Source organism: Cupriavidus sp. D39 (assembly GCF_026627925.1).
GTDB classification, from domain to species: domain Bacteria; phylum Pseudomonadota; class Gammaproteobacteria; order Burkholderiales; family Burkholderiaceae; genus Cupriavidus; species Cupriavidus ulmosensis.
Genome location: NZ_JAPNLE010000009.1, coordinates 1,946,501 through 1,970,999 on the forward strand (window position 1 = coordinate 1,946,501; position 24,499 = coordinate 1,970,999).

Here is a 24,499-nt window from a genome sequence, read left to right on the forward strand (position 1 = left end):
CGCTCTGGTGAGAGAAGTCCCGCCCGCACCGGGAAACGGTGCCGCCGGCATGCTTCCAACGCCACCTGACTGGTTATACCGGCGCCCGGTCGCAGAACTCCAAGAAGCAGTAGGTGCGCCCGCCAGGAGATGTCAGGTAGCGAAGCAGCATTGCCGTGACGACAAACTTGCTCTTTGACGCGTCTAGCCCTTCCGCGGCCGGCCGCGGTGTGATGGCGCCCCTTCGCGCCCGCACCGCCGCCATGCCAGCCGGAAACCCGCTGGGTCGCTGCGCAGAGCAGCACACTGGCGTTCTCTCCGACCATGCGGACGGCGCTTTCGACGTCGTTACCTCTCTTTCACCCGTGCCCAGCCGGCCGCGCTCATTTGCGCGACGGCGCTTTCGGCAATTCTCGCACCCTCACTCGCTCCCTCGCGTGCTCCACGGAACGCCGCGGGCACCGCATGCCGGTGCAATCCGCGGCATTGAGTGAGGTAATGCGATGAAACGCATGCTTTTCAACGCGACGCAGCAAGAAGAACTGCGCGTCGCCATCGTCGATGGTCAGAAGCTGATCGACATCGACATCGAAGCCGCCGGGCGCGAACAGCGCAAGGGCAACATCTACAAGGGTGTCATCACCCGGATCGAGCCCTCGCTGGAAGCCTGCTTCGTCAACTACGGCGAAGAACGCCACGGCTTCCTGCCCTTCAAGGAAGTAGCACGCGCCTTTTTCAAGGAAGGCGTGGACGTGCGCAACGCGCGCATCCAGGACGCACTGCATGAAGGCCAGGAACTGATCGTCCAGGTAGAAAAGGAAGAGCGCGGCAACAAGGGCGCTGCGCTGACCACCTTTATCTCGCTGGCCGGCCGTTACCTGGTGCTGATGCCCAACAACCCGCGCGGCGGTGGCGTATCGCGCCGCATCGAGGGCGAGGACCGCCAGGAACTGCGCGAGACCATGGGCCAGCTGGCCGTGCCCGAGGGCATGAGCATCATCGCCCGCACCGCGGGCATCGGCCGCTCTGCCGAAGAGCTCCAGTGGGACCTGAACTACCTGCTGCAACTGTGGAAGGCCATCGACGGCGCCGCCGGCGACAACAAAGCCCCGCTGCTGATCTATCTCGAGTCCAGCCTGGTGATTCGCGCCATCCGCGACTACTTCCAGCCGGATATCGGCGAGATCCTGATCGACACCGACGAAATCTACGAGCAGGCCCGCGCCTTCATGAGCGTGGTCATGCCCGACAACATGAACCGCGTGAAGAAGTACCGGGACGACGTCCCCCTCTTCTCGCGCTTCCAGATCGAGCACCAGATCGAGTCGGCTTATTCGCGCATGGTGATGCTGCCCTCGGGCGGCGCCATCGTGATCGACCATACCGAAGCCCTGGTGTCGGTGGACGTGAACTCCGCCCGCGCCACCAAGGGCGCCGACATCGAGGAAACCGCGCTGCGCACCAACCTCGAAGCCGCCGACGAAATCGCCCGCCAGTTGCGCCTGCGCGACCTGGGCGGCCTGATCGTGATCGACTTCATCGACATGGAAGCCAGCAAGGCCCAGAAGGACGTGGAAACGCGCCTGAAGGATGCCCTGCGCCATGACCGCGCCCGCGTGCAGATGGGCAAGATCAGCCGCTTCGGCCTGATGGAGCTGTCGCGCCAGCGCCTGCGCCCGTCGCTGTCGGAAGGCTCGCACATCACTTGCCCGCGTTGCAACGGCACCGGCCATATCCGCGATACCGAATCCTCCGCCCTGCAGGTCCTGCGCATCATCCAGGAAGAAGGGATGAAGGAAAACACCGCCGCCATCCACTGCCAGGTACCGGTGGAAGTGGCTGCGTTCCTGCTCAACGAGAAGCGCCAGGACATCAACCTGATCGAGATGCGCTTCAAGGTCAACGTGCTGCTGATCCCCAACAAGCACCTGGAGACCCCGCACTACAAGCTGGAGCGCCTGCGTCACGACGACCCGCGCCTGGAAGACAGCATGGCCAGCTACAAGATGGTCGAGGCTGCCGCCAAGGAACTGGAAGCCGACACCAGCTACAGCAGCCGCAAGAAGGAAGACGCCAAGCCGCGCCAGGAAGCTGCCGTCAAGGGCATCACCCCGGAACAGCCGGCGCCCGTCTCCGTGCCGCGCGCCGAACGCGCCCCGCGCCCGGAGGCAGCCGCAGCAGCCGCACGTCCGGTGCCGGCTACCCAGCCGGTGGTCGGCGGTGGCTTTATCGGCTGGCTGAAGAGCCTGTTCGGCGCCAAGCCCGCAGCACCCGCCGTCGAACCGGCCAAGCCGGTTGACGCGGAACAGCGCAGCGGTGAGAACCGTCGCGAGCGCGGCCAGCGTGGCGAACGCGGCGAAGGCCGTGCCCAGCGCGGCGAACGTGGTGGCGAGCGCGGTGAACGCGGCGGCGAGCGTGGCGAGCGCCAGGGCCGCGGCCAGCGTGGCGAGCGCGCCCCCAGGAACGTGGTGAGCGCACCGAGCGCACGGACCGTGGCGAACAGCGCACGGAGCGTGGCGAGCGCGTCGAAGCGCGCGGTGAACGTGGCGAGCGTGGTGAGCCACGCGGTGAACGCGGCGAGCGCAGTAGCCGCGCCCCGCGCCAGGCCGCACTGGAAGTCCAGCCGGCCCGCCAGCCCGAGGGTGCACCGGCCGAGCGTACGGAAGGCCGTGGCGAAGGCCGCCGCGACCGCAACCAGGAACGCCGCGAGCGCCAGCGCGACCGCCAGCGTGAACGAGGAGACGCGCCGCGCGAAGGCGAAGCCGCCGAAGGCCTGGCTGCCGAAGCCGTAGCCGTGACCGCAGCCGCTGTCGTAGCAGCACCGGCCGTAGCCGCAGCGGTTGCCTTGCACGACGACGCCGACAACGCACGCACCGACCTGCCGGAAGGCACGGAAGGCACGGAAGGCACCGAGAACGGTGAAGGTGAAGAACGCCGCCGCCGCAATCGCCGTGGCCGCAACCGCTATCGCCGCGAACGCGATGACAGCGTCCAGGCAACCGAAGGCGCGGAAAGCGCTGAAGGCGAGTACACGGCGGAAGTGCGCGAAAGCACCCAGGCCGCCGCCCCGGCTGTTGTCGCCCAAGCGCCCGCGGTCGAAGCCGCTGCCGTGACGGTTGACGAAGCCGCGCCGAGCGCTCCTGCCTACCAGCCCGCCGAAGCGGCTGCCGTGGCGCAACAGCCCGTGGCACCGCCGGCAGAGCCGGTGTTCGTGCAAGCCGCGCCCATCTCGGCGCCGGTCGCTGCACCGATCGTTGAAACAGTTGCCGAGCCGGTGGCTGAACCGGTGGTTGAAACGGTCGCAGCAAGCCCGGCCGCCTACCAGCCGGCACCGGCCCCGGTTGTGGCGGAAGCTATCGTGGAAGCCCCTGCTGCCGTGGCGCCTGCCGTTGAAGTGCCGGCAGCAGCACCCGCGGCCGCACCGGCACCCGTGCCGGCCGCAGCCCCGGTGGCCGCGGTGGCAGTCGAAAGCCTCCAACCCATGCTGGCTTCGGCTGGCCTGGAGTGGGTCAACACCGACACCAGCAAGCTGCGCGCTGCGCAGGAAGCGGCTGCCAACATCCCGCCGGCGCCGCGCGTCGTGCGGGAGCGCAAGCCCTGCCGCCGCTGCCTGAAGGTCCGATGATCCTGGTCGAGACCGGTGGCGATACCGCAGAGACGACGCCGCAGAAGTAAGCGGCACCCTCTCGGGTAGCAAGGAAAGGGACGGCGATGCCGTCCCTTTTTCATGCCCGCGGGCTATGCCCCGGGTGATGCCGGCGGTACCATGCCCGGCTCGGCTAGAATGACAAATGGAGGGCACCCGAAAGATGGTGCCCCGGAACGGGCGTTGCTCGCCCCCACGCATCCGCGCTGGCGCCTAGAGCCCCCGTCACCTGCACTGCCACGCCCCCAGGCCATGACCGAATCCGTCATCCCCATTTTCGACCTGCGCGACCATCGCTACCGCTCGATGACGCCAAGCATTCCGGCTGTGCTCGCCGCACCGTCCGGGCTGGTTGCCGATACGCGCGGCCGGCCGCTGCATGATTTGCGCATCTCGGTCACGGATCGCTGCAATTTCCGCTGCGTCTACTGCATGCCCAAGGAAGTGTTCGACAAGGACTACACCTTCCTGCCGCACTCCGAGTTGCTGAGCTTCGAGGAAATCGAGCGCGCCGCCCGCCTGTTTGTTGCGCACGGGGTGGAGAAGATCCGCCTGACCGGCGGCGAGCCGCTGCTGCGCAAGAACATCGAGAAGCTGGTGGAAATGCTGGCGCGCATCGAGACGGTGTCGGGCAAGCCGCTGGACCTCACCCTCACCACCAACGCCTCGCTGCTGGCCCGCAAGGCGCGCGCGCTGCGCGATGCCGGCCTGACGCGGGTGAGCGTGAGCCTGGACGCCATCGACGACGCCACCTTCCGCCGCATGAACGATGTCGACTTCGCGGTGCGCGATGTGCTGGACGGCATCGAGACCGCGCAGGCCGTCGGGCTGGCGCCGATCAAGGTCAACATGGTGGTCAAACGCGGCACCAACGACGGGGAAATCGTGCCGATGGCCACGCATTTCCGTAACAGCGGCATCATCATGCGCTTTATCGAGTTCATGGACGTGGGCGCCAGCAACCACTGGCAGATGGACGAGGTACTGCCCTCGGCCGAAGTGGTACGCCGCATCCACGAGGTATTCCCGCTGGAAACCATCTCCGCCAACTATAGCGGCGAGACCGCCGAGCGCTGGCGCTACCGCGACGGCGCCGGTGAGATCGGCGTGATCTCCAGCGTGACCCACGCCTTCTGCGGGGACTGCAGCCGCATCCGCCTGTCGACTGAAGGCCGGCTCTACCTGTGCCTGTTCGCCACCGAAGGCTACGACCTGCGGGCGCTGCTGCGCGGCGAGCACAGCGACCTGGAAATCTCGAACGCCATTGCCGGGGTCTGGCAAGGGCGCACCGATCACTACTCGGAACAGCGCAGCGACCCCGCGGTGCGGCAGGCACGCGCCGAGAACAAGATCGAAATGTCGTATATCGGCGGCTGATGGCAGCCGCCCCGCCCAACCCAGCTCCCTACTCTCCCATCCCCCAATGATTCCTCGCGAAGACATTACCGGCCTGATCCTCGCCGGCGGCAGGGGTAGCCGCATGGGCGGCACCGACAAGGGTCTGCAACCGTTCCGGGGCGCGCCCATGGCGATGCATACGCTGATGCGCCTGTCTGCGCAGACCGGCGGCATGTTGATCAACGCCAACCGCAACCTGGCCGCGTATGAGTCCTTCGGCGTGCCGGTGGTCACCGATTCGGTGCCGGACTTCGCCGGACCCCTCGCCGGCATGCTGGCCGGGCTGGAGCAATGCCAGACGGGCTGGATGCTGAGCGCCCCTGCGACTCGCCTTTCCTGCCATCCGACCTGGCCGCGCGCCTGGCGAGCGCGATCGATGAGCAAGGCGCCGAGATGGCCATCCCCGTCACCATCGACGCGGATGGCCGCCGGCAGGTCCAGCCGGTGTTTTGCCTGATGCCGGCCACGGCGCTCGACGGCCTGGTGGCTTTCCTCAACGGCGGCGGCCGCAAGATCGAAACCTGGGCCGCCTCGCACCGCCTGGCCGAGGTGCTGTTCGAAGACGCCGGCGCCTTCGCCAATATCAATACCCTGGATGAGTTGCGCACGCTCGAAGCGCGCTGACAACTTAAGCCAGGCCGCTGCCCCGGGAACGGTCCATGCCATCACTACAATCCGTCATTTCCTGCCTGTCCGACTACGATCCCGGTGCGTTGCCGGTGGCGCAGGCCAACCAGATCATCGGCGAGGTGGTCGAGCCGGTGCGCGGCACCGAGCAGGTCGCCCTGCGCACGGCGCTCGATCGCGTGCTGGCCGAAGACGTCATCTCCACGCTGGACGTGCCGGCGCACGACAAGCTCCGCCATGGACGGCTATGCGTTCGCCAGCAGCGAGCTGGCCGCCGGCGGCAACGTGACCTTGACGGTGGTCGGCAGCGCCTTCGCCGGCGCTGCCTGCGAGCAAGCGGTGGCACGCGGGCAGGCAGCGCGCATCATGACCGGCGCCATCATGCCGGCCGGCTGCGACACCGTGATTCCCCAGGAATTCGTCGACATCCAAGGCGAACAGGTTCGCTTTGAGGCCAGGGCGGTACGGGCCGGCGACAACCGCCGCCTGCGGGGCGAAGACCTTGCCATCGGCCAGCCGGCGCTGGCCGCCGGGCGCATCCTGCAGCCAGCCGACCTTGGGCTGCTGGCATCGCTGGGCGTGGCCGAAGTCAAGGTGCGGCGCCGCCTGCGCGTCGCGTTCTTCTCCACCGGCGACGAACTGCGCTCGATCGGCGAGACGCTCGACGCCGGCTGCGTCTACGACTCAAACCGCTACACGCTGCACGCCATGCTGCGGCGGCTGAACGTCGACCTGATCGACATGGGCGTGGTGCGCGACGATCCCGCCGCGCTGGAAGCGGCGTTCCGCAGCGCGTGCGAAAATGCCGACGCGGTCATCACCTCGGGCGGCGTATCGGTGGGCGAAGCCGACTACACCAAGCAGATCATGGCCCAGCTTGGCGATGTGACCTTCTGGAAGATCGCCATGCGCCCCGGCCGGCCCATGGCCTTTGGACGCATTGCCTCCCACGGCCACCAGGCGCTGCTCTTCGGCCTGCCGGGCAACCCGGTGGCGGTGATGGTGACGTTCTATCATTTCGTGCGGGCCGCCCTGCACCGCCAGATGGGCGCGAAGGTGGCGCCCCTGCCACTGATGCGCGTGCGCAGCGCCCAGGCGATCCGCAAGAAGCCTGGCCGCACCGAGTACCAGCGCGGCATCCTGGCGCCGGACCCGGAGGGCGGCTGGCAGGTGAGCATCACCGGGCAGCAGGGCTCGGGCGTGCTGCGCTCGATGAGCGAGGCCAATTGCTTCATCGTGCTCGGGCATGAACAGGGCATGGTCGCGGCGGGCGATGAGGTCGAGGTCATGCTCTTCGACGGGCTGATGTAAGGGGTGCCCTCACTGCCCCCTTCATGGCGCCCTTGCCGGCGCCCTTGTTGGCTCCCACCAGGGCCGCCACGGTGCGCCGGCTTCACCTTTGTGTCGTTTTTGCGCAGCAGATTTGCCCGGGTTTAGCAAGCAGATCGGCGGTTTTCCATACCCCGCGAGTGCCGGACTATGCGCCGCCTCCCCCATTGGATACACTTGCGCAACATTACTTTGCTTACTGCCCAAGCTGTCATGAATCAGGAGATTGCGTACCTCCACCCGGTCAAAACCGCCCGCGCGCTCGTGCTCGTGTACCTGTGCTTTTCGGTACCCATCGTCTCGCTGGGCCTGTTCGTGGCCTTTATCCGTTATGGTGACCTGCCCGGCATCACCGTCTTCACGGCACTGATTCTCAATGCGCTGATCGGCTTTGGCCTGCTCTGGCTGGCCTGCAAGGCCTACAACTGGGTGGCTGCGCGTTTCGGCGGCATCGAAGTGACGATCCGCGACCTGTCCTGACACAGCCAGCCGCCAGAAAGTAAAAAAGCGCATCGATCCGATGCGCTTTTTTTGCTCGGTTTTTGCGTCTCAACCGCCTGCGGCCTCGTCATCCGCCATGGCGGCCAGGCCCAGCAGTTCCTGCGCGTTCTCGCCCGGCAGCGCCTCCACGGTGCGCAGCTTGCGCTCCATCTGGCGCGTACGCACCTCGGCCTGCTCGATGTTGCGGGCAGCGCGCTCCAGCGTGTCGCGGGTCTTGGCCAGCACATCGCCGAACTTGCCGAACTCGGTCTTGACCGCACCCAGCACCTCCCACACTTCGCTCGAACGCCGCTCCAGCGCCAGGGTGCGAAACCCCATCTGCAGACTGTTGAGCAACGCGGCCAACGTGGTCGGCCCGGCTACCGTGACGCGGAAATTGCGTTGCAGCAGGTCGGCCAGCCCGGGGCGCCGCAAGACTTCGGCATACAGCCCCTCGGTGGGCAGGAAGAGGATGGCGAAGTCCGTGGTGGCCGGCGGCGACACGTATTTCTCGGAGATCGTCTGGGCCTCGCGCTTGATCGCGGCTTCCAGTTCGCGCCCGGCCAGCACAACGCCATCGACATCGCCGCGCTCCTGCGCGTCGAGCAGGCGCTCGTACTGCTCCTTCGGGAACTTGGCGTCGATAGGCAGCCACACCTGCCCGCCGGCAGCGTCCTTGCCCGGCAGGCGAATCGCAAACTCCACGCGCGCACCGGTATTGCGCACCGTCTCCACGTTCTTGGCGTACTGCTCGGCGGTAAGCACCTGCTCGAGCAGCATCTCCAGCTGCACTTCGCCCCATGTCCCGCGCGACTTGACATTGGTCAGCACCCGCTTGAGGTCGCCCACGCCCTGCGCCAGCGCCTGCATTTCGCCAAGGCCCCGGTGCACCTGCTCGAGCCGGTCCGAGACCAGCTTGAAGGACTCGCCCAGCCGCTGCTCCAGCGTGGCGTGCAGCTTCTCGTCGACGGTGCGGCGCATCTCCTCGAGCTTGGCCGCGTTGTTGACCTCGATCTCCTTGAGCCGCTGCTCCAGCGTGGCGCGCACCTCGCCCAGGCGCCGCTCGTTGCCCTCGGACATCTGCGCCAGTTGCTGCTGCAGCCCGTCGCCGAAACGGCGCAGCGCGCTGCCTTGCTCGTCGCGTGCCTGCTGGCCCTGTTGCAGCAGGTTCTGCCGGACCTGCTCGAGCTGCTGGGCGTTGGACTCGGTCAGCTTGGAAGCTGCTGCGCGAACATGTCGATCTGGTTGTTCTGCAGCGTGGCGATGCTGGTGAGCTGCGAGGACAGCGCCTGCTGGAAACGCATCATCTGCTGGCCGGCTTCGCCACGGCCGACGCGCGCGCTCTCGGTCACCTCGGTGCGCAGTTCGCGCTCCAGACGCTCATTGCCGCGTGCGCCTTCGGCGCGCAGTTCGGCGAGCTGGCGCAGCAGCTCCGGGCCGGCGCCGTCCTGTGCGACACGCGGTCGCAGCAGCAACACCACCAGCAGCAACACGGCTGCCAGCGCAAGGGCCAGGGTCAACAGGGGAATCAAATTCATGAATGGGTTAGCAGGGGTTGGCAGCAAGAGGATCAGCGGCGGCGCGCCATTACGTCGGGATTGATCACCGAAGGCGGATGCCCTGCCTGCGGCCCCGTGTCGAGCGCGGCGATCAGGTTGTCGGCGGCGAGATCCGCCATGGCACGGCGGGTCTTCTCCGAGGCGCTGGCGATGTGCGGGGTCAGCACCACATTGGGCACCGCCAGCAGGCCGGGATGGACCTGCGGCTCGCCCTCGAACACGTCGAGTCCGGCAGCGAAGATGCGCCGCTCTCGCAGCGCATCGGCCAGCGCGGCATCGTCGACCACGCCGCCACGCGCCAGGTTGACCAGCGTGGCCGACGGCTTCATCTGCGCCAGCTCGGCCGCGCCGATGCTGTGATGGCTCTGCGCGCTATAGGGCAGTACCAGCAGCAGGTGGTCGGACTGCGCCAGCAGCTCAGCCTTGCTGACATAGCGCGCGTTGAGCGCGCGCTCGGTTTCATCAGCCAAGCGGCTGCGGTTGTGATAGAGCACCGACATGCCAAACCCGGCCGCGCGGCGTGCCAGCGCCTGGCCGATGCGGCCCATGCCAAGGATGCCGAGCGTGCTGCGGTACAGGTCCATGCCGAGGAACATGTCGTAGCTCCACCGCTCCCACTTGCCGGCGCGCAGCCAGTGCTCGGACTCGGTTACGCGGCGCGCGGTGGCCATCAGCAAGGCCCAGCCGAAATCGGCCGTGGTCTCGGTCAGCACATCGGGCGTATTGGTGGCCACGATCCCGGCGGCGGTCAGCGCCGGCACATCGAGGTTGTTGTACCCCACCGCCATGTTGCAGACCGCGCGCAAGGCTGGCAGCCCGGCCACCAGCCCGGCACCGATGCGGTCCGCGGCATTGGCCAGCACACCGGACTTGCCGGCGAGGCGCGCCTTGAGCGCGGCGCCATCCAGCGCCACGTCCTGCTGGTTGTCGTCGACGTCGAAGTATTGCGCGAGCCGGTCGATCACCTCGGGAAAGACGGCGCGGGTCACAAGGATGGAAGGCTTGGTCATGCTCACACTCACACGTGGAAGAAGAGAAAGGTCATCACCAGGAACAGCGGCACCAGCACGCAGATCGACCACAGCATGTAGCCGAAGAAGCTGGGCATGCGCACGCCGCGGCTTTCGGCAATCGCCTTGACCATCAGGTTGGGCGCGTTGCCGATATAGGTATTAGCGCCCATGAACACGGCGCCGGCCGAGATGGCCGCGAGCGTCGAGGCGTCGCGCGTCATCAGCGTGGCGGGGTCGCCGCCCGCGGTGTTGAAGAACACCAGGTAGGTCGGCGCATTATCCAAGAAGGACGAGAGAATGCCCGTGGCCCAGAAATACATGCTGTCGATGGGCTGGCCGCCGGCATCGCTGACCATGCGGATCACGCCGGCGAAGGCGCCGTCGGTGCCGGCCTTGAGCATGGCGATCACGGGAATGATGGTGAGGAAGATCCCGGCGAACAGCTTGCCGACTTCCAGGATCGGTTCCCAGTTGAATTCGTTGCCCGTGCGCGCGGTGATCGGCGTGATCAGCAGGGACAGCAGCGCCACTGCCACCAGCAGCACATCGCGCACCGCCGCGGGCAGGCCGACCAGGGTGCCCATCACGTTGAACTCGATGCCGGGCTTCCAGAGCCCGCTCATCAGCACCAGGCCAACAACCGCCAGCAGCAGCACGAAATTACGCTTGCCCTCGATGCGGATGCCCGCGGAGTCGGGCGTGGGATCGGCCGCTTGCGGCAGCTCTTCTTCCTTGTTCAGGTAGTAGTGGCGATCGACGAAATAGAAGATCACCAGCAGCGAGATGCAGATGAACAGCGTCTCGGGCAGGATGTTGCGCAGGGTCCAGAAAAATCCACGCCTTTCAGGAAACCCAGGAACAGCGGCGGATCGCCCAGCGGCGTCAGCGCGCCGCCCGCATTGGCCGCCAGGAAAATAAAGAACACCACCACGTGCGCCACGTGCCTGCGGTTGTCGTTGGCGCGCAGCAGCGGCCGGATCAGCAGCATGGCGGCGCCGGTGGTGCCCATCAGGCTGGCCAGCACCGTGCCGAGCGCAAGCAGGCCGGTATTCAGGCGCGGCGTGCCGTGCAGGCTGCCACGCACGCAGATGCCACCGGCGACGATATAGAGCGCGGCGATCAGCGCGATGAAGGGGATGTACTCCGACAGCAACGCGTGCACGGCATTGGCGGCGGCGGCATGCACGCCGAAGGCCTGCGCGAACGGCACCAGGAACAGCACTGCCCAGCCTGCGATGATCTTGCCGTAGTGGTGATGCCAGAAGCGCGGCGCGATCAGTGGGAACAGCGCGATCGACAGCAAGGTGCCGGCGAAGGGCAAGGCCCACAGCGGCGACAGCGTGGCGCCATCGAGATCGGCGGCGTGTGCCAGGCTCGGCACCAGCGAGAGCAACAGGGTGAACAACAACGGGGCCAGCAGGGATAGCAGTGCGGGGGCACGTCGCATCGAGCGGGGTCTCCTTGTATCGGATTGCGGCACCCGGGCCTGATGTTGGCCACGAGCGGAGAAAGCGCACGAACCCGAGCGGCCCGGCGAGCGGGCCGCGGGCGCGTGGCGAGGCCCTCAAGTGTAAAGCAATCGCCGCGCGACTCCACCGATTCCGGACGCCCCGGCCAGCCGCACTCAGTCCTGCTCGACCAGGATCACGTGCACGCGGTATGGGCCGTGCGCGCCGAGCACGATGGTCTGCTCGATGTCGCCGGTGCGCGAGGGCCCGCTGATGGTATTGGTGGCACGGGGCAACTCCCGCGCTCGCTGCGCACCAGCGCGAAGGCGTCTTCCAGGCCATCGACGATGCGCGAGACCGGCACCACCGCGATATGTGTCTCGGGCAACAGCGCGGCTGACGCGAACGTCTGCGGGCCGGACAGCAGCATCAGCGAGCCGGTCTCGGCGATCGCGCAAAAACAGCCCGTGATGCCGACCATGTCGCCATGGTCGTGATCGGCCTGCGCATCGCGGATGGGTGGCCGGCACTCCACCGTCAAGCCCTGCCCTTGCCAGTCCAGCGCCGCCAAGGTGTCCCAGGCCACGGCGCGGCGCCCAAGGCCGAGGCTGTCCAGGTAGCGCGCGGCCGCGGCCGGCACATCGGCCATCGTGACCACCCGTTCCACCGTGGAGGCCAACTTCTGCGCCTGCTCATGGAAGGCCTGGATCCGGTCCGCCGGCGCCGGCGGACGGGGGCCGGCAGGATGGCGCGCGAGGTAATCGGCCACCGCCGCGCGCTCGCCGTTGCTCACCCCGGGCGCGCGGCCCTGGGCGGCGCGGATGCGGGCAAAGATGCGATCGCGGGCGGAGGTGGTATCCATGAGTCGATTTCCGGAGGTTGGATGCTTGGTGGCTTGGTGGCTTGGTGGATTTGGGGGCAGCGGCTGCGGCGGCGCGCTTGCATCAAGCGCTAGGTCGGCGCCTTGATGCCGAACACCTGCCGCAGGTACGCCAGGTAAGCGGGATCGTCGCACATGGTCTTCTCGGGCGTGTCCGACAGCTTGGCCACCGGCTGGCCATTGCAGCGGGTCATCTTGATGACGATCTGCAGTGGCGTGTAGCCGAGATCGTTGGTCAGGTTGGTGCCCACGCCGAAGGCAAGCCGGCAGCGCCCGCCGAAGCGTTCGTACAGCTCGATCACGCGCGGGATGTCGAGGCTGTCGCTGAAGATCAGCGTCTTGCCCAGCGGGTCGACACGGCCAGCGGCGTAGTGCGCCAGCATGCGTTCGCCCCAGGCGATGGGGTCGCCGGAATCGTGCCGCACGCCATCGAACAGCTTGCAGAAGTACAGGTCGAAATCGCGCAGGAAGGCATCGAAGCCATAGGTGTCGGACAAGGCAATGCCGAGGTCGCCGCGGTACTCCTTGGCCCACACTTCCAGCGCGAACACCTGCGAGTCGCGCAGCCGCGGCCCCAGGGCCTGGCAGGCCTGCAGGTATTCATGCGCCATGGTGCCGAGCGGGACCAGGTTGTGCATGCGCGCGAAATGCACGTTGCTGCTGCCGGCCAATTGCGGGCCGAGCACGCGCCGCATGGTCTGCAACACCTCCTCCTGCCAGTCGCGCGAGAAACGGCGGCGCGAGCCGTAGTCGGCGATCACGCAGTCGGCGTGGGCAGGCATCTTCAGCAAGGCCAGCTTGTCTTCCAGGCGCTTGCGTCCCTCGCTCCAGTCCGGCTGCGGCTGGGTGCGGCGGAAATAGACCTCGTTGACGATGGCCAGCAACGGCACCTCGAACAGGATGGTATGCAGCCACGGCCCGCGGATGGTGATCTCGATCTCGCCGCTGCCGGAGGCCGCGGGCTTGATCGTCACGTATTTCTCGTTGAGGTGGAACAGGCCGAGGAAGTCGACGAAATCGCTCTTGATAAAGCGCAGCTCGCGCAGGTATTGCAGCTCGTCCGGCGTAAAGCGGACCTGGCACAGCTGCGCCACTTCGTCGCGTATCTCGTCCACGTAGGGCGTCAGGTCGACCCCCGCGTTACGGCATTTGAAGCGGTACTCGACCTGTGCCGCCGGGAAGTGATGCAGCACCACCTGCATCATGGTGAACTTGTACAGGTCGGTGTCGAGCAAAGAGGTAATGATCATGTCGGGCCAGACGGCAGTGCCGAGTCAGAGCGCCATGCTAACCGAAAGCGCGGCGCTCAGCCCATGAAGCCGCATCGGCCATGCCGGCCGGCCTCATGCGCCATCGAGGAAAGGATCGGGCTGGCGGCCCCGCGCGCTGCCGCGCAGGCACCACAGGACCTGCCCGCGATAGCCGGGGCAGCCAATCAGCGTGGCCTGCGCCCGGGGCACATCGGCAGGCAGCGGTTCGGCGAAGGTTGCCGAACGGGCCGTGATGCGCTCCTGGTAGACCCGCTGCGTGCCGCGGCGGAACACCAGCACCTGGACCGGCGCGCCACGCTCGGGCTGCAGGCCGGCGTCGCACGGCAGGAACCCGGCCTGGCCGCAATTGGCCATACCCTCCCCGCCGCCTCGACGATCACGCCGAAATCGTCCCAATCGAAGCGCGCCAGCGCGCTCAGGGATACCGGCCTGTCGCTCATCGTGCGCCACGCCATCAAGCGGGCCACCACGCTGTCCGGGGGCCCGGCCTTGGCCAGCGTCTGCGCATGCGCGGCCGGCATGGCCAGCGCCGCCAGGCATAGCAAGGCGTTCGCCGCCTGGCTGAAACCGCGGCTGCGCGACGACTCCCGGGCGGGTCTAGGCATGACGCACTCCTCACTGGGTTAGGCACGCGGCAATACCGCGCAGGCAAGCTCAGGCAGCATACAACGCCAACGCCGCACCGGCCAGAAAAGCACATCGGCGGGCACGACGCCGGCTGCCTTGGATCAAATGCACATAAAGAAATAAGAAAACTATCTGATCTGGCTATATAGAGCGACTACCCTTGCTTAATGGCTCAGCTACAATATCGGTCTTTGATAGGCCACGGCCTTCGCTCGCGCCGCGTATGGTGAACCCAGTGACTCCAGGGTAGGCCCGCACCGGCGTGATGAGCAAGGCACAACAGGCCAAATCCATTCCCATCGAAGCCGATCCTGTTTTTCTGGAACCGAAATGACTCACGTTGTCACCGAATCCTGCATCCGTTGCCGCTATACCGACTGCGTTGACGTGTGTCCGGTCGATTGTTTCCGCGAAGGCCCCAACTTCCTCGCCATCGACCCGGATGAGTGTATCGATTGCGCGGTGTGCGTGGCGGAATGCCCGGTCAACGCGATCTACGCCGAGGAAGACGTGCCGGGCGACCAGCAACAGTTCATCGACCTGAACGCCGAGCTGGCACGCAACTGGCCTTCCATCACCAAGACCAAGGCCCCGCTGGCCGAAGCCGAGGAATGGAAGGACACGGCCGACAAGCTGCAATACCTGCAACGCTGATACCTGCAACACCAAAAGACAGGTCAGAAAGCCGTCCCCACCCACGCGCTTTCCCGCAATGCCGGGCACGCATGTGCCCACAACGTATCAGGACGAATATGGACTTGAGCATCCCTAACCCCGTCGCCGACGCCACCAACCACGTTGCCGCCGGCAACGCTGGCGGCGGCCACCCGCTGGAAATCGATGCGCTGATCGTCGGTGCCGGTCCGGTCGGACTCTTCCAGGTCTTCGAACTGGGCCTGCTCGAAATCAAGGCGCACGTGATCGACTCCCTCAAGGTGGTCGGCGGCCAGTGCGTGGAGCTCTATCCGGACAAGCCCATCTACGACATCCCGGCCGTGCCCATCTGCACCGGCCAGGAACTGACGGACAACCTGCTCAAGCAGATCGAGCCGTTCGAGCCGACCTTCCACCTGGGCCAGGAAGTGGCTGTGGTGGAGCGCCGCGTAGACGGCCGCTTCTTCGTCGAGACCTCGCTCGGCACCCGCTTCATCACCAAGACCATCTTCATCGCCGCCGGCGTGGGCTCGTTCCAGCCGCGCACGGTCAAGGTGGACGGCATCGACAAGTTCGACGGCAAGCAGCTGTTCTACCGCGTGAAGGATCCGAGCCGCTTCCACGGCCGCAACCTGGTCGTGGTCGGCGGCGGCGACTCCGCGCTCGACTGGACGCTGGACCTGGTCGGCAAGGCCGAATCCGTGGTGATGATCCATCGCCGCGACGGCTTCCGCGCCGCGCCGGCATCGGTCGCCAAGATGAAGGACCTGTGCGAGCAGATGGAGATGCAGTTCCTGGTGGGCCAGATCAGCGGCTACGAGGAGAAAGAGGGCCTCCTTACCGAGATCAAGGTGACGGGCGCCGACGGCGTGACCCGCCGCCTGCCGCTCGACGACCTGCTGGTGTTCTTCGGCCTGTCGCCCAAGCTGGGCCCGATCGCCGAATGGGGCCTGGACCTGGAGCGCAAGCAGGTCAAGGTGGATACGGAGAAGTTCGAGACCAACATCCCGGGCATCTTCGCGGTGGGCGACATCAACACCTACCCCGGCAAGAAGAAGCTGATCCTCTCGGGCTTCCATGAAGCCGCGCTGGCCGCCTTCGGCGCCGCGCCCTATATCTTCCCCGAGAAGAAAATCCACATGCAGTACACGACCACCTCGCCGAAGCTGCACAAGATCCTCGGCGTCGATTCGCCGGTGTTCGACTGAGCCTGGCGTGCCCGGCAAAGTGATCGAGTAGGGTGAGGGGTTACCCCCTCAGCCCTCTCACACCACCGTACGTGCGGTTCCGCATACGGCGGTTCACGAACGAGACTGCAAGCGCCGCTGAGTATCCAGCAGCGAGACCAGCCCCATGGCGTCGAAGTAGCGTTTCGGGAAGGCATCGCGCAGATGCATCGCGCCAGCATTCCACCACGGGCCGCGCCCGTTGTAGGCTGACTTGTACGCTCGCTCGTCCGATAGCCCCTGCCGACGCAGCATCACCACCCGGGTCCGACGACGTTTGGCTTGCCGCCACAATAAGCAGCGCAGCCGCCGTCTGATCCAGGCGTCCAACTCCTCCAGCGCACGCTTGCCTTCGGTCCAGCGGAAGTACCCCATCCACCCGCGCAGTACCGGATTCAACACTGCTATCGTGTGGGCCGGGTTCCCTCCTCGTCCCGGACGCACCAGTTCCCGCACACGCTCCTTCAGCCTTTGCAGGCTGTCCGGCGCAATGCGCAACCGCGCCTGACGGTGCATTGTCAGGCTATAGCCCAGGAACTTGCGCGCCCACGGCCGCGCACACGCGCTCTTGGCCTCGTTGACCCGCAGCTTCAGCCGCTCCGCTAGGAACGCTGTCATGCCAGCCAACACCTGCCGTCCTGCCGTCTTGCTACGCACATAGATATTGCAGTCGTCCGCGTAACGACAGGACGCGAGGCCCCGCCTTTCCAGCTCACGGTCCCAATCCGTCAGCAGGATGTTCGACAGCAACGGCGACAGCGGCCCGCCTTGCGGCGTGCCTTGCCTCCTTGCCTCGACCATCCCGCCACGCATCAGCCCCGCTTCCAGATACCGCCGGATCAGCTTGAGCACCCGGGCGTCCCTCACTTGCCGTGCCACCCGCGACATCAGGATGTCGTGGTTGACCCGGTCGAAGAACTTCTCCAGGTCGATGTCCACCACCCAGCGCCGGCCTTCCCGCACATACCGCTGTGCCTGCAAGACCGCCTGCTGAGCGCTGCGCCCCGGCCTGAAGCCGTAGCTCGACTCGGAGAATCCCGGCTCAAAGATCGGTTGGAGAACTTGCAGCAGCGCCTGCTGGATCAGCCGGTCCATCACCGTCGGGATGCCCAGTGTCCTCACCCCGCCCGCAGGCTTGGGGATGTCCACCGCGCGCACCGCCTGCGGGATGTATTGGCCGGCCAGCAGCGCCGCCTTGACGCTCGGCCAGTGCACCTTCAGCCAGTCCCGCAACGCCGTCACCGCCAGGGCATCCACCCCGGCCGCGCCACCGTTCCTGACCACCTTCCGGTACGCCAGCCACATGTTGCCCTTCTCGACCACCGCCTCCATCAGCGATGGCGCCCGCGCTTTCGTTTGCCCGACAGCCGCCGTGCCAGCCTCCGCACCCCCATCGGCCCCAGGCAGGTTCCGCCCGCCTTCCTCCGCTGTGGGCTGCACTCGTTCGTGCATTTGGGCTTCGTCGGTAAGCATCGAGGTCTGTCGTCCTAATCGCGCTCATTCATGTTTGGCCCTTCAGTGCCAACCGCGCACCTAATATGGCCTCTGCTGACTTCTGCACCGCCGTCCCGACGCCTCTCGACGTCGGTAGCACCGTGGCAGCGGTGCAGATCTCCCCGGGTATGACGCACCCACCTTCACGCTTATGCCTGTCGGATCTACGCCGCATCGTTCCGTGCAAGTATCGGGCTTTGGCAATTATGGCTACCTCACCCCGATACGACGCCTCATCCGCTTCCTGTTCGTCAGGCCAGCGCTTTGCCTCGGACTTCCTTCAGACTCCCAGTCGCCCGGGAAACCCTTGTCTCTGGCTAACACTTCCCCTTGCCGGGTGTGTAAGGGACTTGCACCCTCAAGTGAGTGCGCCCTGCCGGGCGCACCATGGAGAAAAAATCGCCCTTCGGGGCGATTTTTTATGGCAAAAATCTGAAAGACCTTCTATAATGCGGCCCTGCCTCGGAACATCGGGGCGGAACCAGAAGTTCCGCAGCACCGCCAGCAAGAAATTGCAGCGCAGGTGTTGACGGATAAACGAGAAACTGGTTAAAATCCTTTTCTCAGCTGTTCCCTGATAGCTCAGTTGGTAGAGCGACGGACTGTTAATCCGCAGGTCGCTGGTTCGAGCCCAGCTCGGGGAGCCAAAGAATGTGAAAGGCCCGCAAGAATTTGCGGGCCTTTTCCATTTGTGCATCGGACTTCTTCGGTGCTTCGGGATGGGGATCGGGACTGCCGCAGCCCAACTGCAGAACCGCTGCGGTTCCTAGCCCCGCAGCCACATCCCGCCCCGCACAATTGCCTACTCGATCGTAATGCTGTTCTGCTTGACCAGCCGCGCCCAGCGCGTCAGCTCGGTCTGCAGGAATTGCCCGAAGGCCTGTGGACTGCTGCCGACCGGCACCACGCCAAGATCCAGCAGCCGGGCATTGACCTTGGGATCGTTGACCGCGGCCCGCACGGCCGCCGCCAGCCGCTCCACCACTTGCGGCGGCGTTCCCTTGGGCACGAACAAGCCATTCCATTCCAGTACGTCGAAGCCCGCCAGCCCGCTTTCCACCAGCGTCGGCACGTCGGGCAAGGCCGGCATGCGTTTGGCGGAAGTCACCGCCAGCGCCCGCAGCTTGCCGGCCTTCACATAGGGCAAGCCAGACGCCGCGTTGGCGAAATAGGCATCGACCTGCCCACCCATCACATCGGTCAGGGCCGGCGCGCCGCCTTTGTACGGCACATGCAGCAGGTCGACCTTGGCCTGGCTCTTGAGCAGCTCGCCGACCATGTGCGCAGGGCTGCCGGGCCCGTACGACGCGTAGGTCGTCTTGCCGGGATGCTGACGTGCGTAGTCGAGGAACTCGCCAACCGTCTTGTAGGGGGCGTTGGGCGGCACCACCAGGATATTGGGCGCCGTGACCGCCAGCGAGACCGGCAGGAAATCCTTGGCCGCATCGAACGGCAGCTTGCGCAGCGCCGGATTGACGACGAAGGTGGACGCGTCGTACAGCACCACATAGCCATCGGCCGGCGCCTGGGCAACCGCCGCGGCCCCGATGGTGCCGCTGGCGCCCGGCTTGTTGTCGATCACCACCTGCTGCTTGAGCAGCACGCCCATCTGGGCGGTGATGACGCGCGCCGCATTGTCCGCGCCGCCGCCTGCTGAATAAGGCACCACGACGCGAATCGGCTTGGACGGATAGCTATCCACGGCCTGCGCCGCGACCAACGCCGGCAGGCCAAGGAGCGCGGTGGCGAGCCATGCGGCAAGTTGCCGGCGCCGGCCGGCATGCGCGACCGGGGCCGATGAGGCAAAACCCGCCGGGAAGGCAAGCGAAAAAGATGACAAGAAAGCAGGCACAAGTGATGACACGCTAGCCGGCAAACCCCGCTGCATGGATCGTCTCCGAGTTATTTTTGTGGCACGGCAGGATGCCGCGCCGATGTGTTTGCGCAAGCGTACAGGATGATGCCGTCGAGCGTCGCCTAAGCGCGCGTAAGCGCGCCTATGCGTGGACCCTAGGCAGGCGCGTGCCCTGAAGGTTGCCCGAACAGGCCGCACTCGAGATCGCTCTCGAACTCCTCGATCCAGCCGGGCCCTTGCCCTTCGCTCGCGTCATAGGCACTCTGCGCATCCGTCGCGGGGCGCCGCACGCTGACCTGGCGCGGCGCCGGGTCGCCGTTATCGGGCTGGAAGCCTTCGTCGGTGATCTCGAAGTCGTCCGGCACAAAGCCCAGCCGTGAGCAGACGGCCACGACCGCGCGTTGCTCGTCCTCGGGGAATTGGGAAAACAGATGCTTGGCCATTGCACTCTCCCATCAAGTCGAAGCGGCGCCGCCTGGCACGCGGCGCCTTTGCCCTGCCCTGCCCGGCCATTCAATGCACGCTAGCGCGTGTGCCGGCTGTTGATGACCGCCTCGGCCACGCTCGCCGGGGCTTCCGTGTAGTGCTTGAACTCCATGGTGTAGGTGGCGCGGCCCTGGGTCAGGGACCGCAGCGAGGTCGAGTAGCCAAACATGGTGGCCAGCGGCACCTCGGCGCGCACCGACTTGCCGCCGCCGCCCGCGATGTCCTCCATGCCGTGCACGATGCCCCGGCGCGACGACAGGTCGCCCATCACGTTGCCGGTGAATTCCTCGGGCGTTTCGACCTCCACTGCCATCATCGGCTCGAGCAGGATCGGCTTGGCGCGGCGCATGCCCTCCTTGAACGCCATCGAGCCGGCCATGCGGAACGCATTCTCGTTCGAGTCGACATCGTGATAGGAGCCGAACACCAGCGTGGCCTTGACATCCACCACGGGGTAGCCAGCCAGCACGCCCGACGCCAGCGTTTCCCGGATACCCTTGTCCACGGCGGGAATGAACTCGCGCGGCACCACGCCGCCCTTGATGGCATCGACAAACTCATAGCCCTTGCCCGGCGCCTGCGGCTCCAGATCGAGCACCACGTGGCCGTACTGGCCGCGCCCGCCGGACTGCTTGACGAACTTGCCTTCGATGTCCTTCACCCCTGCTTGATGGTCTCGCGGTAGGCCACCTGCGGCTTGCCGACCGAGGCCTCCACGCCAAACTCGCGGCGCATGCGATCCACCAGGATTTCCAGGTGGAGCTCGCCCATGCCGGAGATAATGGTCTGGCCGGACTCCTCGTCGGTATGCACGCGGAACGAGGGATCCTCTTGCGCCAGGCGATTCAGCGCCAGGCCCATCTTCTCCTGGTCGGCCTTGGTCTTGGGCTCGACCGCCTGGGAGATCACCGGGTCCGGGAAGCTCATGCGCTCGAGGATGATCACGTGATCGGGATCGCACAGCGTGTCGCCAGTGGTCGCCTCCTTCAGCCCCACCGCCGCGGCAATGTCGCCAGCGCGCACTTCCTTGATCTCACTGCGCACGTTGGCGTGCATCTGCAGGATCCGTCCCAGCCGCTCCTTCTTCTCCTTGACCGGGTTGTAGACCGTGTCGCCGGAGTTCACCACGCCCGAGTAGACGCGGAAGAAGATCAACTGCCCGACGAAGGGATCGGTCATGATCTTGAAGGCCAGCGCGGAGAACGGCTCGTCGTCATTGGGATGGCGCTCGGCCTCCTTGTCGTCCTCGGTATGGCCGAGAATCGCGGGCACGTCCGCCGGCGACGGCAGGTAGTCGATCACCGCATCGAGCAGCGTCTGCACGCCCTTGTTCTTGAACGCGCTGCCGCACAGCATCGGCACGATCTCGTTGGCGACGGTGCGCTTGCGCAGCGCCGCCCTAATCTCGTCCTCCGTCAGCGGCTCGCCGCCGAGGTATTTGTGCAGCAGCTCATCGCTGGCCTCCGCCGCGGCCTCGACCATCTTCTCGCGCCACTCCTTGGCCAGCTCCAGCAGTTCGGGCGGCACCTCGCGATATTCGAAGTGCAGCCCCTGGCTGGTGTCGTCCCAGACGGTGGCCTTCATCTTGACCAGGTCGATCACGCCCTGGAAGCCTTCCTCGGCGCCGATCGGTATCTGGATCGGCACCGGCGTGCCCTTGAGCCGGTCGGCAATCTGCGAGCGCACCCGGAAGAAGTCCGCGCCGACGCGATCCATCTTGTTGACAAAGGCGATGCGCGGCACCTTGTACTTGTTGGCCTGGCGCCAGACCGTCTCCGACTGCGGCTGCACGCCGCCCACCGCATCGTAGACCATACATGCGCCATCGAGCACGCGCATCGAACGCTCTACCTCGATGGTGAAATCCACGTGCCCGGGGGTGTCGATGATATTGATGCGATGTTCAGGATAATTGCCGGCCATCCCCTTCCAGAACGCCGTGGTGGCGGCCGAGGTGATGGTGATGCCGCGCTCCTGCTCCTGCTCCATCCAGTCCATGGTGGCCGCGCCGTCATGGACTTCGCCGATCTTGTGGTTGACCCCGGTGTAGAAGAGGATGCGTTCGGTGGTGGTGGTCTTGCCAGCGTCGATGTGCGCGCTGATACCGATGTTCCGATAGCGCTCGATGGGGGTTTTGCGGCTCACGGTGATCTCCTGGTAGGCATCACTCAAAAGAGTAACACTTCTACAGGCGCCGCATCGTACGGTACGCCATGGGCGGCTTGCCGGGCCGCCGCAGCCAGTCGCGGCCCACGTCGCGCTGGCTCATCAGCCGGCAAAAGTACCGCCTGCATCACGTTCGCCCCGGATCGTTCCCCGCCGGGGCTAGGCGGCCAGCACGGCACCGAGACCTGCGGCCCGCACAATGCCTCGGCCAAAGGTTGCAACGATGGGAGGCATGCTCATCATGACTTGAAATCCCAGCTCATCTGCTCGAGGATGCCGACGCCGCGCGAAGTGCGCATGCATTCGCTGACGTAGTCCGTGATCGACAAGGGCTCGAAATCGATCTCCTCCCGGATGCGCCCGTTGTCAAAGACATAGCCGAGCTCGGCAAAGCCCGCGTACAGCCGCAGTGCGCGCTCGATCAGGCGCCGGTTGCTGATGCGCTCCTTGCGCGCTACGTCGCTCGCCAGCGCGGGGAGTTCGCTGGGCGGGCATAGACGGTAGGCGGGCGCGTCTTCGCTCAAGGCCGCCTCGTCCATGGCTGCGATCACCTGGGCAATGGTTGGCGCGCGCGCGCCGGCCGAAAGATGGTAGGCATCGAAGCGCAGCTCGGGCTTTATCGCCAACTGCAGCAAGGCCTGCGCGCAGTCGTCCACGGCGATCACGTCGATGCGGGTATGCGGGCCCGCGGTATAGCGGCGCGACTGGTGGATGATCCGGAAAAGCCAGAAGATGCTGGCCGAGGGCTGCGTGCCCAGCACGGTGTGCCCCACCACGATAGAGGGGCGCGCCACCACCAGCGGCAGGTCGGGCAAGCTGTTGCGCAGCAGCACCTCCACTTCCTGCTTGCTGCGCGTGTAAGGCACCAGGTGGCTGAGATCGCTGGTGCCGCCATGGCCGGCATCCCGCTCGGCAATCCTCGGCCCGCGCTGCGTGCCGCAAGCCATGGCGGTACCGACATGGACGAAGCGCCGCAAGGCCGCGCTGCCGGCAAAGCGCGAGGCAAAACGCAAGGTATCGCGCACGTTGATGCGCGTGACCTGCGCATCGGCGGAGAACGAGGCCAGCGCGGCGCAGTTGATGACATGGGTGACGCCCGCCAGCCGCGCCTGTGCGGCAGGCGCGAAATCGCTGTCAAGCGCGCCAAGCAACACGTTGTCCTCGTTGAGCCAGTCCACCCGGCTGCGCAACAAGCCGCACTGGATGGCGTTTTCGCGCAAGCGAGCCAATGCGTCCGCGGCATCCTCGCCGCGCACCAGGCAGAGCAAGCGCCGGGCCAGACCGGCGTTGACCGCGGCCACCGTCACGTTGCCGCCGATAAAGCCGGTGGCGCCGGTCAGCAGCAGGGAGCCGACGCCGGGCAGGCGTGTGTCGCAGGCACGCGCACGGGCGGCAAGATCCTGCGCGGGCAGGCTGGCGTGCCAATCCCACATCATGGCGTTCTCCTCAGAATGTGTAGTTGACCGAACTCATGCCGAAGTACGACTGCTTGCTCTGCACGATCGGGCTCTTCGCGGCGTCCCCGAGCAGGCGTGTCGCCGCCACCAGGGTGCGTACCGACCATTCCTTCGAGAGCGTGTAGTTCCATGCGAGCGACAGCGTCGCGGCATCGAAGCCGGCCTTGGGGGCGTACTGACCAAAGGCGCTGTTGGCGGCCTGTGCATCGGTCACGCCAAAGAGGGTCTGCATGTAGCGGCCCGAGCCGTAGTGCACGCTCGGCCCGAGTGTCACGATGTGCGCGCCCGACTGGATCACCGGCACCACCAGATCGATGTGCCCGCTCAGCCCGCGTTCGCGATGCGTCAGTGGCGCGTCCAGCGTCACGCTCAGCGTGGTGTCGCCGTACACGCGCGCGCCGAGCTGGAACGCGCCCATCAGCGAGCCCGGAATGTTGCCCATGCCCTTCAGGTGATCCGAGCCCGGCAGGTCCGCGCGGTTCTTGTCGGTACGGCCCAGCGCGTAGCCGAGCGAGGCCGTGGCAAACATGCCGTTGCCGAACTTGTAGGTATAGCCAGCGCCTTGCAGCAAATCGATAAAGGCACCGTTGCCGAAGTCGGCGCGCAGCACCGGCGCGCCGACGGCCCGGTAGTCTCTGCTTCCCGCGTAGCGCAGGGCGGCGCCGGCGGCCAGGCCAATGGAGTACGTTCTTTCCGCGTGCGCTGCCGGGCAGAGGCTCGCCAGCGCGGCCACGAGAAACGCGCCCTTGTACGCGCCCTTGTGCGCGCCCCTGTACGCGACCGGCAACCTTGCCACGCCCCACTGATTGCTTGCTTGCTGTTTCACGGCTGCTCCGCCTTGATGTCGAAGCACGCAGATTAGGGATGGCGCGCCGGGCTGTCTGTCCTGAAATCGCGCGAAATC

At 66.3% G+C, this 24,499-nt stretch carries 12 protein-coding genes, 1 tRNA gene and 7 pseudogenes; 9 read left to right on the forward strand and 11 right to left on the reverse strand.

All coding sequences use genetic code 11. The features are described 5' to 3' along the window. The first annotated feature begins 482 nt into the window (after positions 1–482). The 5 genes and pseudogenes from OMK73_RS21030 (at position 483) to OMK73_RS21050 (ending at position 7,459) form a co-directional block, all read left to right on the forward strand. Positions 483–3,654: pseudogene (locus OMK73_RS21030) on the forward strand (Rne/Rng family ribonuclease). Positions 3,655–3,877: 223 nt separating this feature from the next. Then, on the forward strand, positions 3,878–5,002 hold the full coding sequence (gene moaA / locus OMK73_RS21035) for a GTP 3',8-cyclase MoaA (protein WP_267603792.1): 1,125 nt from the start codon (positions 3,878–3,880) through the stop codon (positions 5,000–5,002). A 46-nt stretch (positions 5,003–5,048) separates the two neighbouring features. Continuing rightward, positions 5,049–5,647 (forward strand): annotated as a pseudogene (gene mobA, locus OMK73_RS21040) (molybdenum cofactor guanylyltransferase MobA). 35 nt (positions 5,648–5,682) lie between these two features. Then, positions 5,683–6,961: pseudogene (gene glp, locus OMK73_RS21045) on the forward strand (gephyrin-like molybdotransferase Glp). A 231-nt stretch (positions 6,962–7,192) separates the two neighbouring features. Further along, complete coding sequence (locus OMK73_RS21050; RefSeq protein ID WP_006158586.1) at positions 7,193–7,459, forward strand: hypothetical protein; 267 nt, start codon at positions 7,193–7,195, stop codon at positions 7,457–7,459. A 69-nt stretch (positions 7,460–7,528) separates the two neighbouring features. Here the strand turns inward: OMK73_RS21050 and rmuC are convergent. The 5 genes and pseudogenes from rmuC to pncB form a co-directional block, all read right to left on the reverse strand. Next, positions 7,529–8,997, reverse strand: a pseudogene (rmuC, locus tag OMK73_RS21055) (DNA recombination protein RmuC). A 32-nt stretch (positions 8,998–9,029) separates the two neighbouring features. Then, positions 9,030–10,028 (reverse strand): 2-hydroxyacid dehydrogenase, encoded by a 999-nt coding sequence (locus OMK73_RS21060; RefSeq protein WP_267603793.1) that lies wholly within the window; start codon positions 10,026–10,028, stop codon positions 9,030–9,032. An 8-nt stretch (positions 10,029–10,036) separates the two neighbouring features. Further along, a pseudogene (locus OMK73_RS21065) lies at positions 10,037–11,478 on the reverse strand (sodium:proton antiporter). A gap of 177 nt (positions 11,479–11,655) precedes the next feature. Next, a pseudogene (locus tag OMK73_RS21070) lies at positions 11,656–12,341 on the reverse strand (LutC/YkgG family protein). Positions 12,342–12,430: 89 nt separating this feature from the next. After that, positions 12,431–13,609 carry a nicotinate phosphoribosyltransferase gene (gene pncB / locus OMK73_RS21075; RefSeq protein WP_267603794.1) on the reverse strand — a complete coding sequence of 393 codons (1,179 nt, stop codon included), beginning with the start codon at positions 13,607–13,609 and terminating at the stop codon, positions 12,431–12,433. A 63-nt stretch (positions 13,610–13,672) separates the two neighbouring features. Between pncB and OMK73_RS21080 the strand changes: the two genes are divergently transcribed. The 3 genes from OMK73_RS21080 (at position 13,673) to OMK73_RS21090 (ending at position 16,119) form a co-directional block, all read left to right on the forward strand. After that, the gene (locus OMK73_RS21080) at positions 13,673–14,257 is read left to right on the forward strand and encodes a hypothetical protein (protein ID WP_267603795.1); all 585 of its coding nucleotides are present in this window, start codon (positions 13,673–13,675) and stop codon (positions 14,255–14,257) included. Positions 14,258–14,587: 330 nt separating this feature from the next. Beyond that, positions 14,588–14,911 (forward strand): ferredoxin FdxA, encoded by a 324-nt coding sequence (gene fdxA / locus OMK73_RS21085; protein ID WP_267603796.1) that lies wholly within the window; start codon positions 14,588–14,590, stop codon positions 14,909–14,911. A gap of 98 nt (positions 14,912–15,009) precedes the next feature. Next, positions 15,010–16,119 (forward strand): NAD(P)/FAD-dependent oxidoreductase, encoded by a 1,110-nt coding sequence (locus OMK73_RS21090; RefSeq protein WP_267603797.1) that lies wholly within the window; start codon positions 15,010–15,012, stop codon positions 16,117–16,119. A 93-nt stretch (positions 16,120–16,212) separates the two neighbouring features. Here the strand turns inward: OMK73_RS21090 and ltrA are convergent, their stop codons facing one another. After that, positions 16,213–17,610 carry a group II intron reverse transcriptase/maturase gene (gene ltrA / locus OMK73_RS21095; RefSeq protein ID WP_267602818.1) on the reverse strand — a complete coding sequence of 466 codons (1,398 nt, stop codon included), beginning with the start codon at positions 17,608–17,610 and terminating at the stop codon, positions 16,213–16,215. Positions 17,611–18,202: 592 nt separating this feature from the next. Between ltrA and OMK73_RS21100 the strand changes: the two genes are divergently transcribed. Next, positions 18,203–18,278: transfer RNA gene (locus OMK73_RS21100), tRNA-Asn, on the forward strand. A 155-nt stretch (positions 18,279–18,433) separates the two neighbouring features. On the opposite strand, the gene OMK73_RS21105 is transcribed toward OMK73_RS21100, so the two are convergent. The 5 genes and pseudogenes from OMK73_RS21105 to OMK73_RS21125 form a co-directional block, all read right to left on the reverse strand. After that, positions 18,434–19,360, reverse strand: coding sequence for a tripartite tricarboxylate transporter substrate binding protein (locus OMK73_RS21105; protein WP_267606456.1), 927 nt, complete (start codon positions 19,358–19,360; stop codon positions 18,434–18,436). A gap of 281 nt (positions 19,361–19,641) precedes the next feature. Continuing rightward, on the reverse strand, positions 19,642–19,929 hold the full coding sequence (locus OMK73_RS21110) for a hypothetical protein (protein WP_267603798.1): 288 nt from the start codon (positions 19,927–19,929) through the stop codon (positions 19,642–19,644). Between the two features lie 80 nt (positions 19,930–20,009). Next, positions 20,010–22,117 (reverse strand): annotated as a pseudogene (gene fusA / locus OMK73_RS21115) (elongation factor G). A gap of 260 nt (positions 22,118–22,377) precedes the next feature. After that, the gene (locus tag OMK73_RS21120; RefSeq protein ID WP_267603799.1) at positions 22,378–23,574 is read right to left on the reverse strand and encodes an SDR family oxidoreductase; all 1,197 of its coding nucleotides are present in this window, start codon (positions 23,572–23,574) and stop codon (positions 22,378–22,380) included. Positions 23,575–23,584: 10 nt separating this feature from the next. Beyond that, the gene (locus tag OMK73_RS21125) at positions 23,585–24,421 is read right to left on the reverse strand and encodes a MipA/OmpV family protein (RefSeq protein WP_267603800.1); all 837 of its coding nucleotides are present in this window, start codon (positions 24,419–24,421) and stop codon (positions 23,585–23,587) included. Between the last annotated feature and the right edge of the window lie 78 nt (positions 24,422–24,499).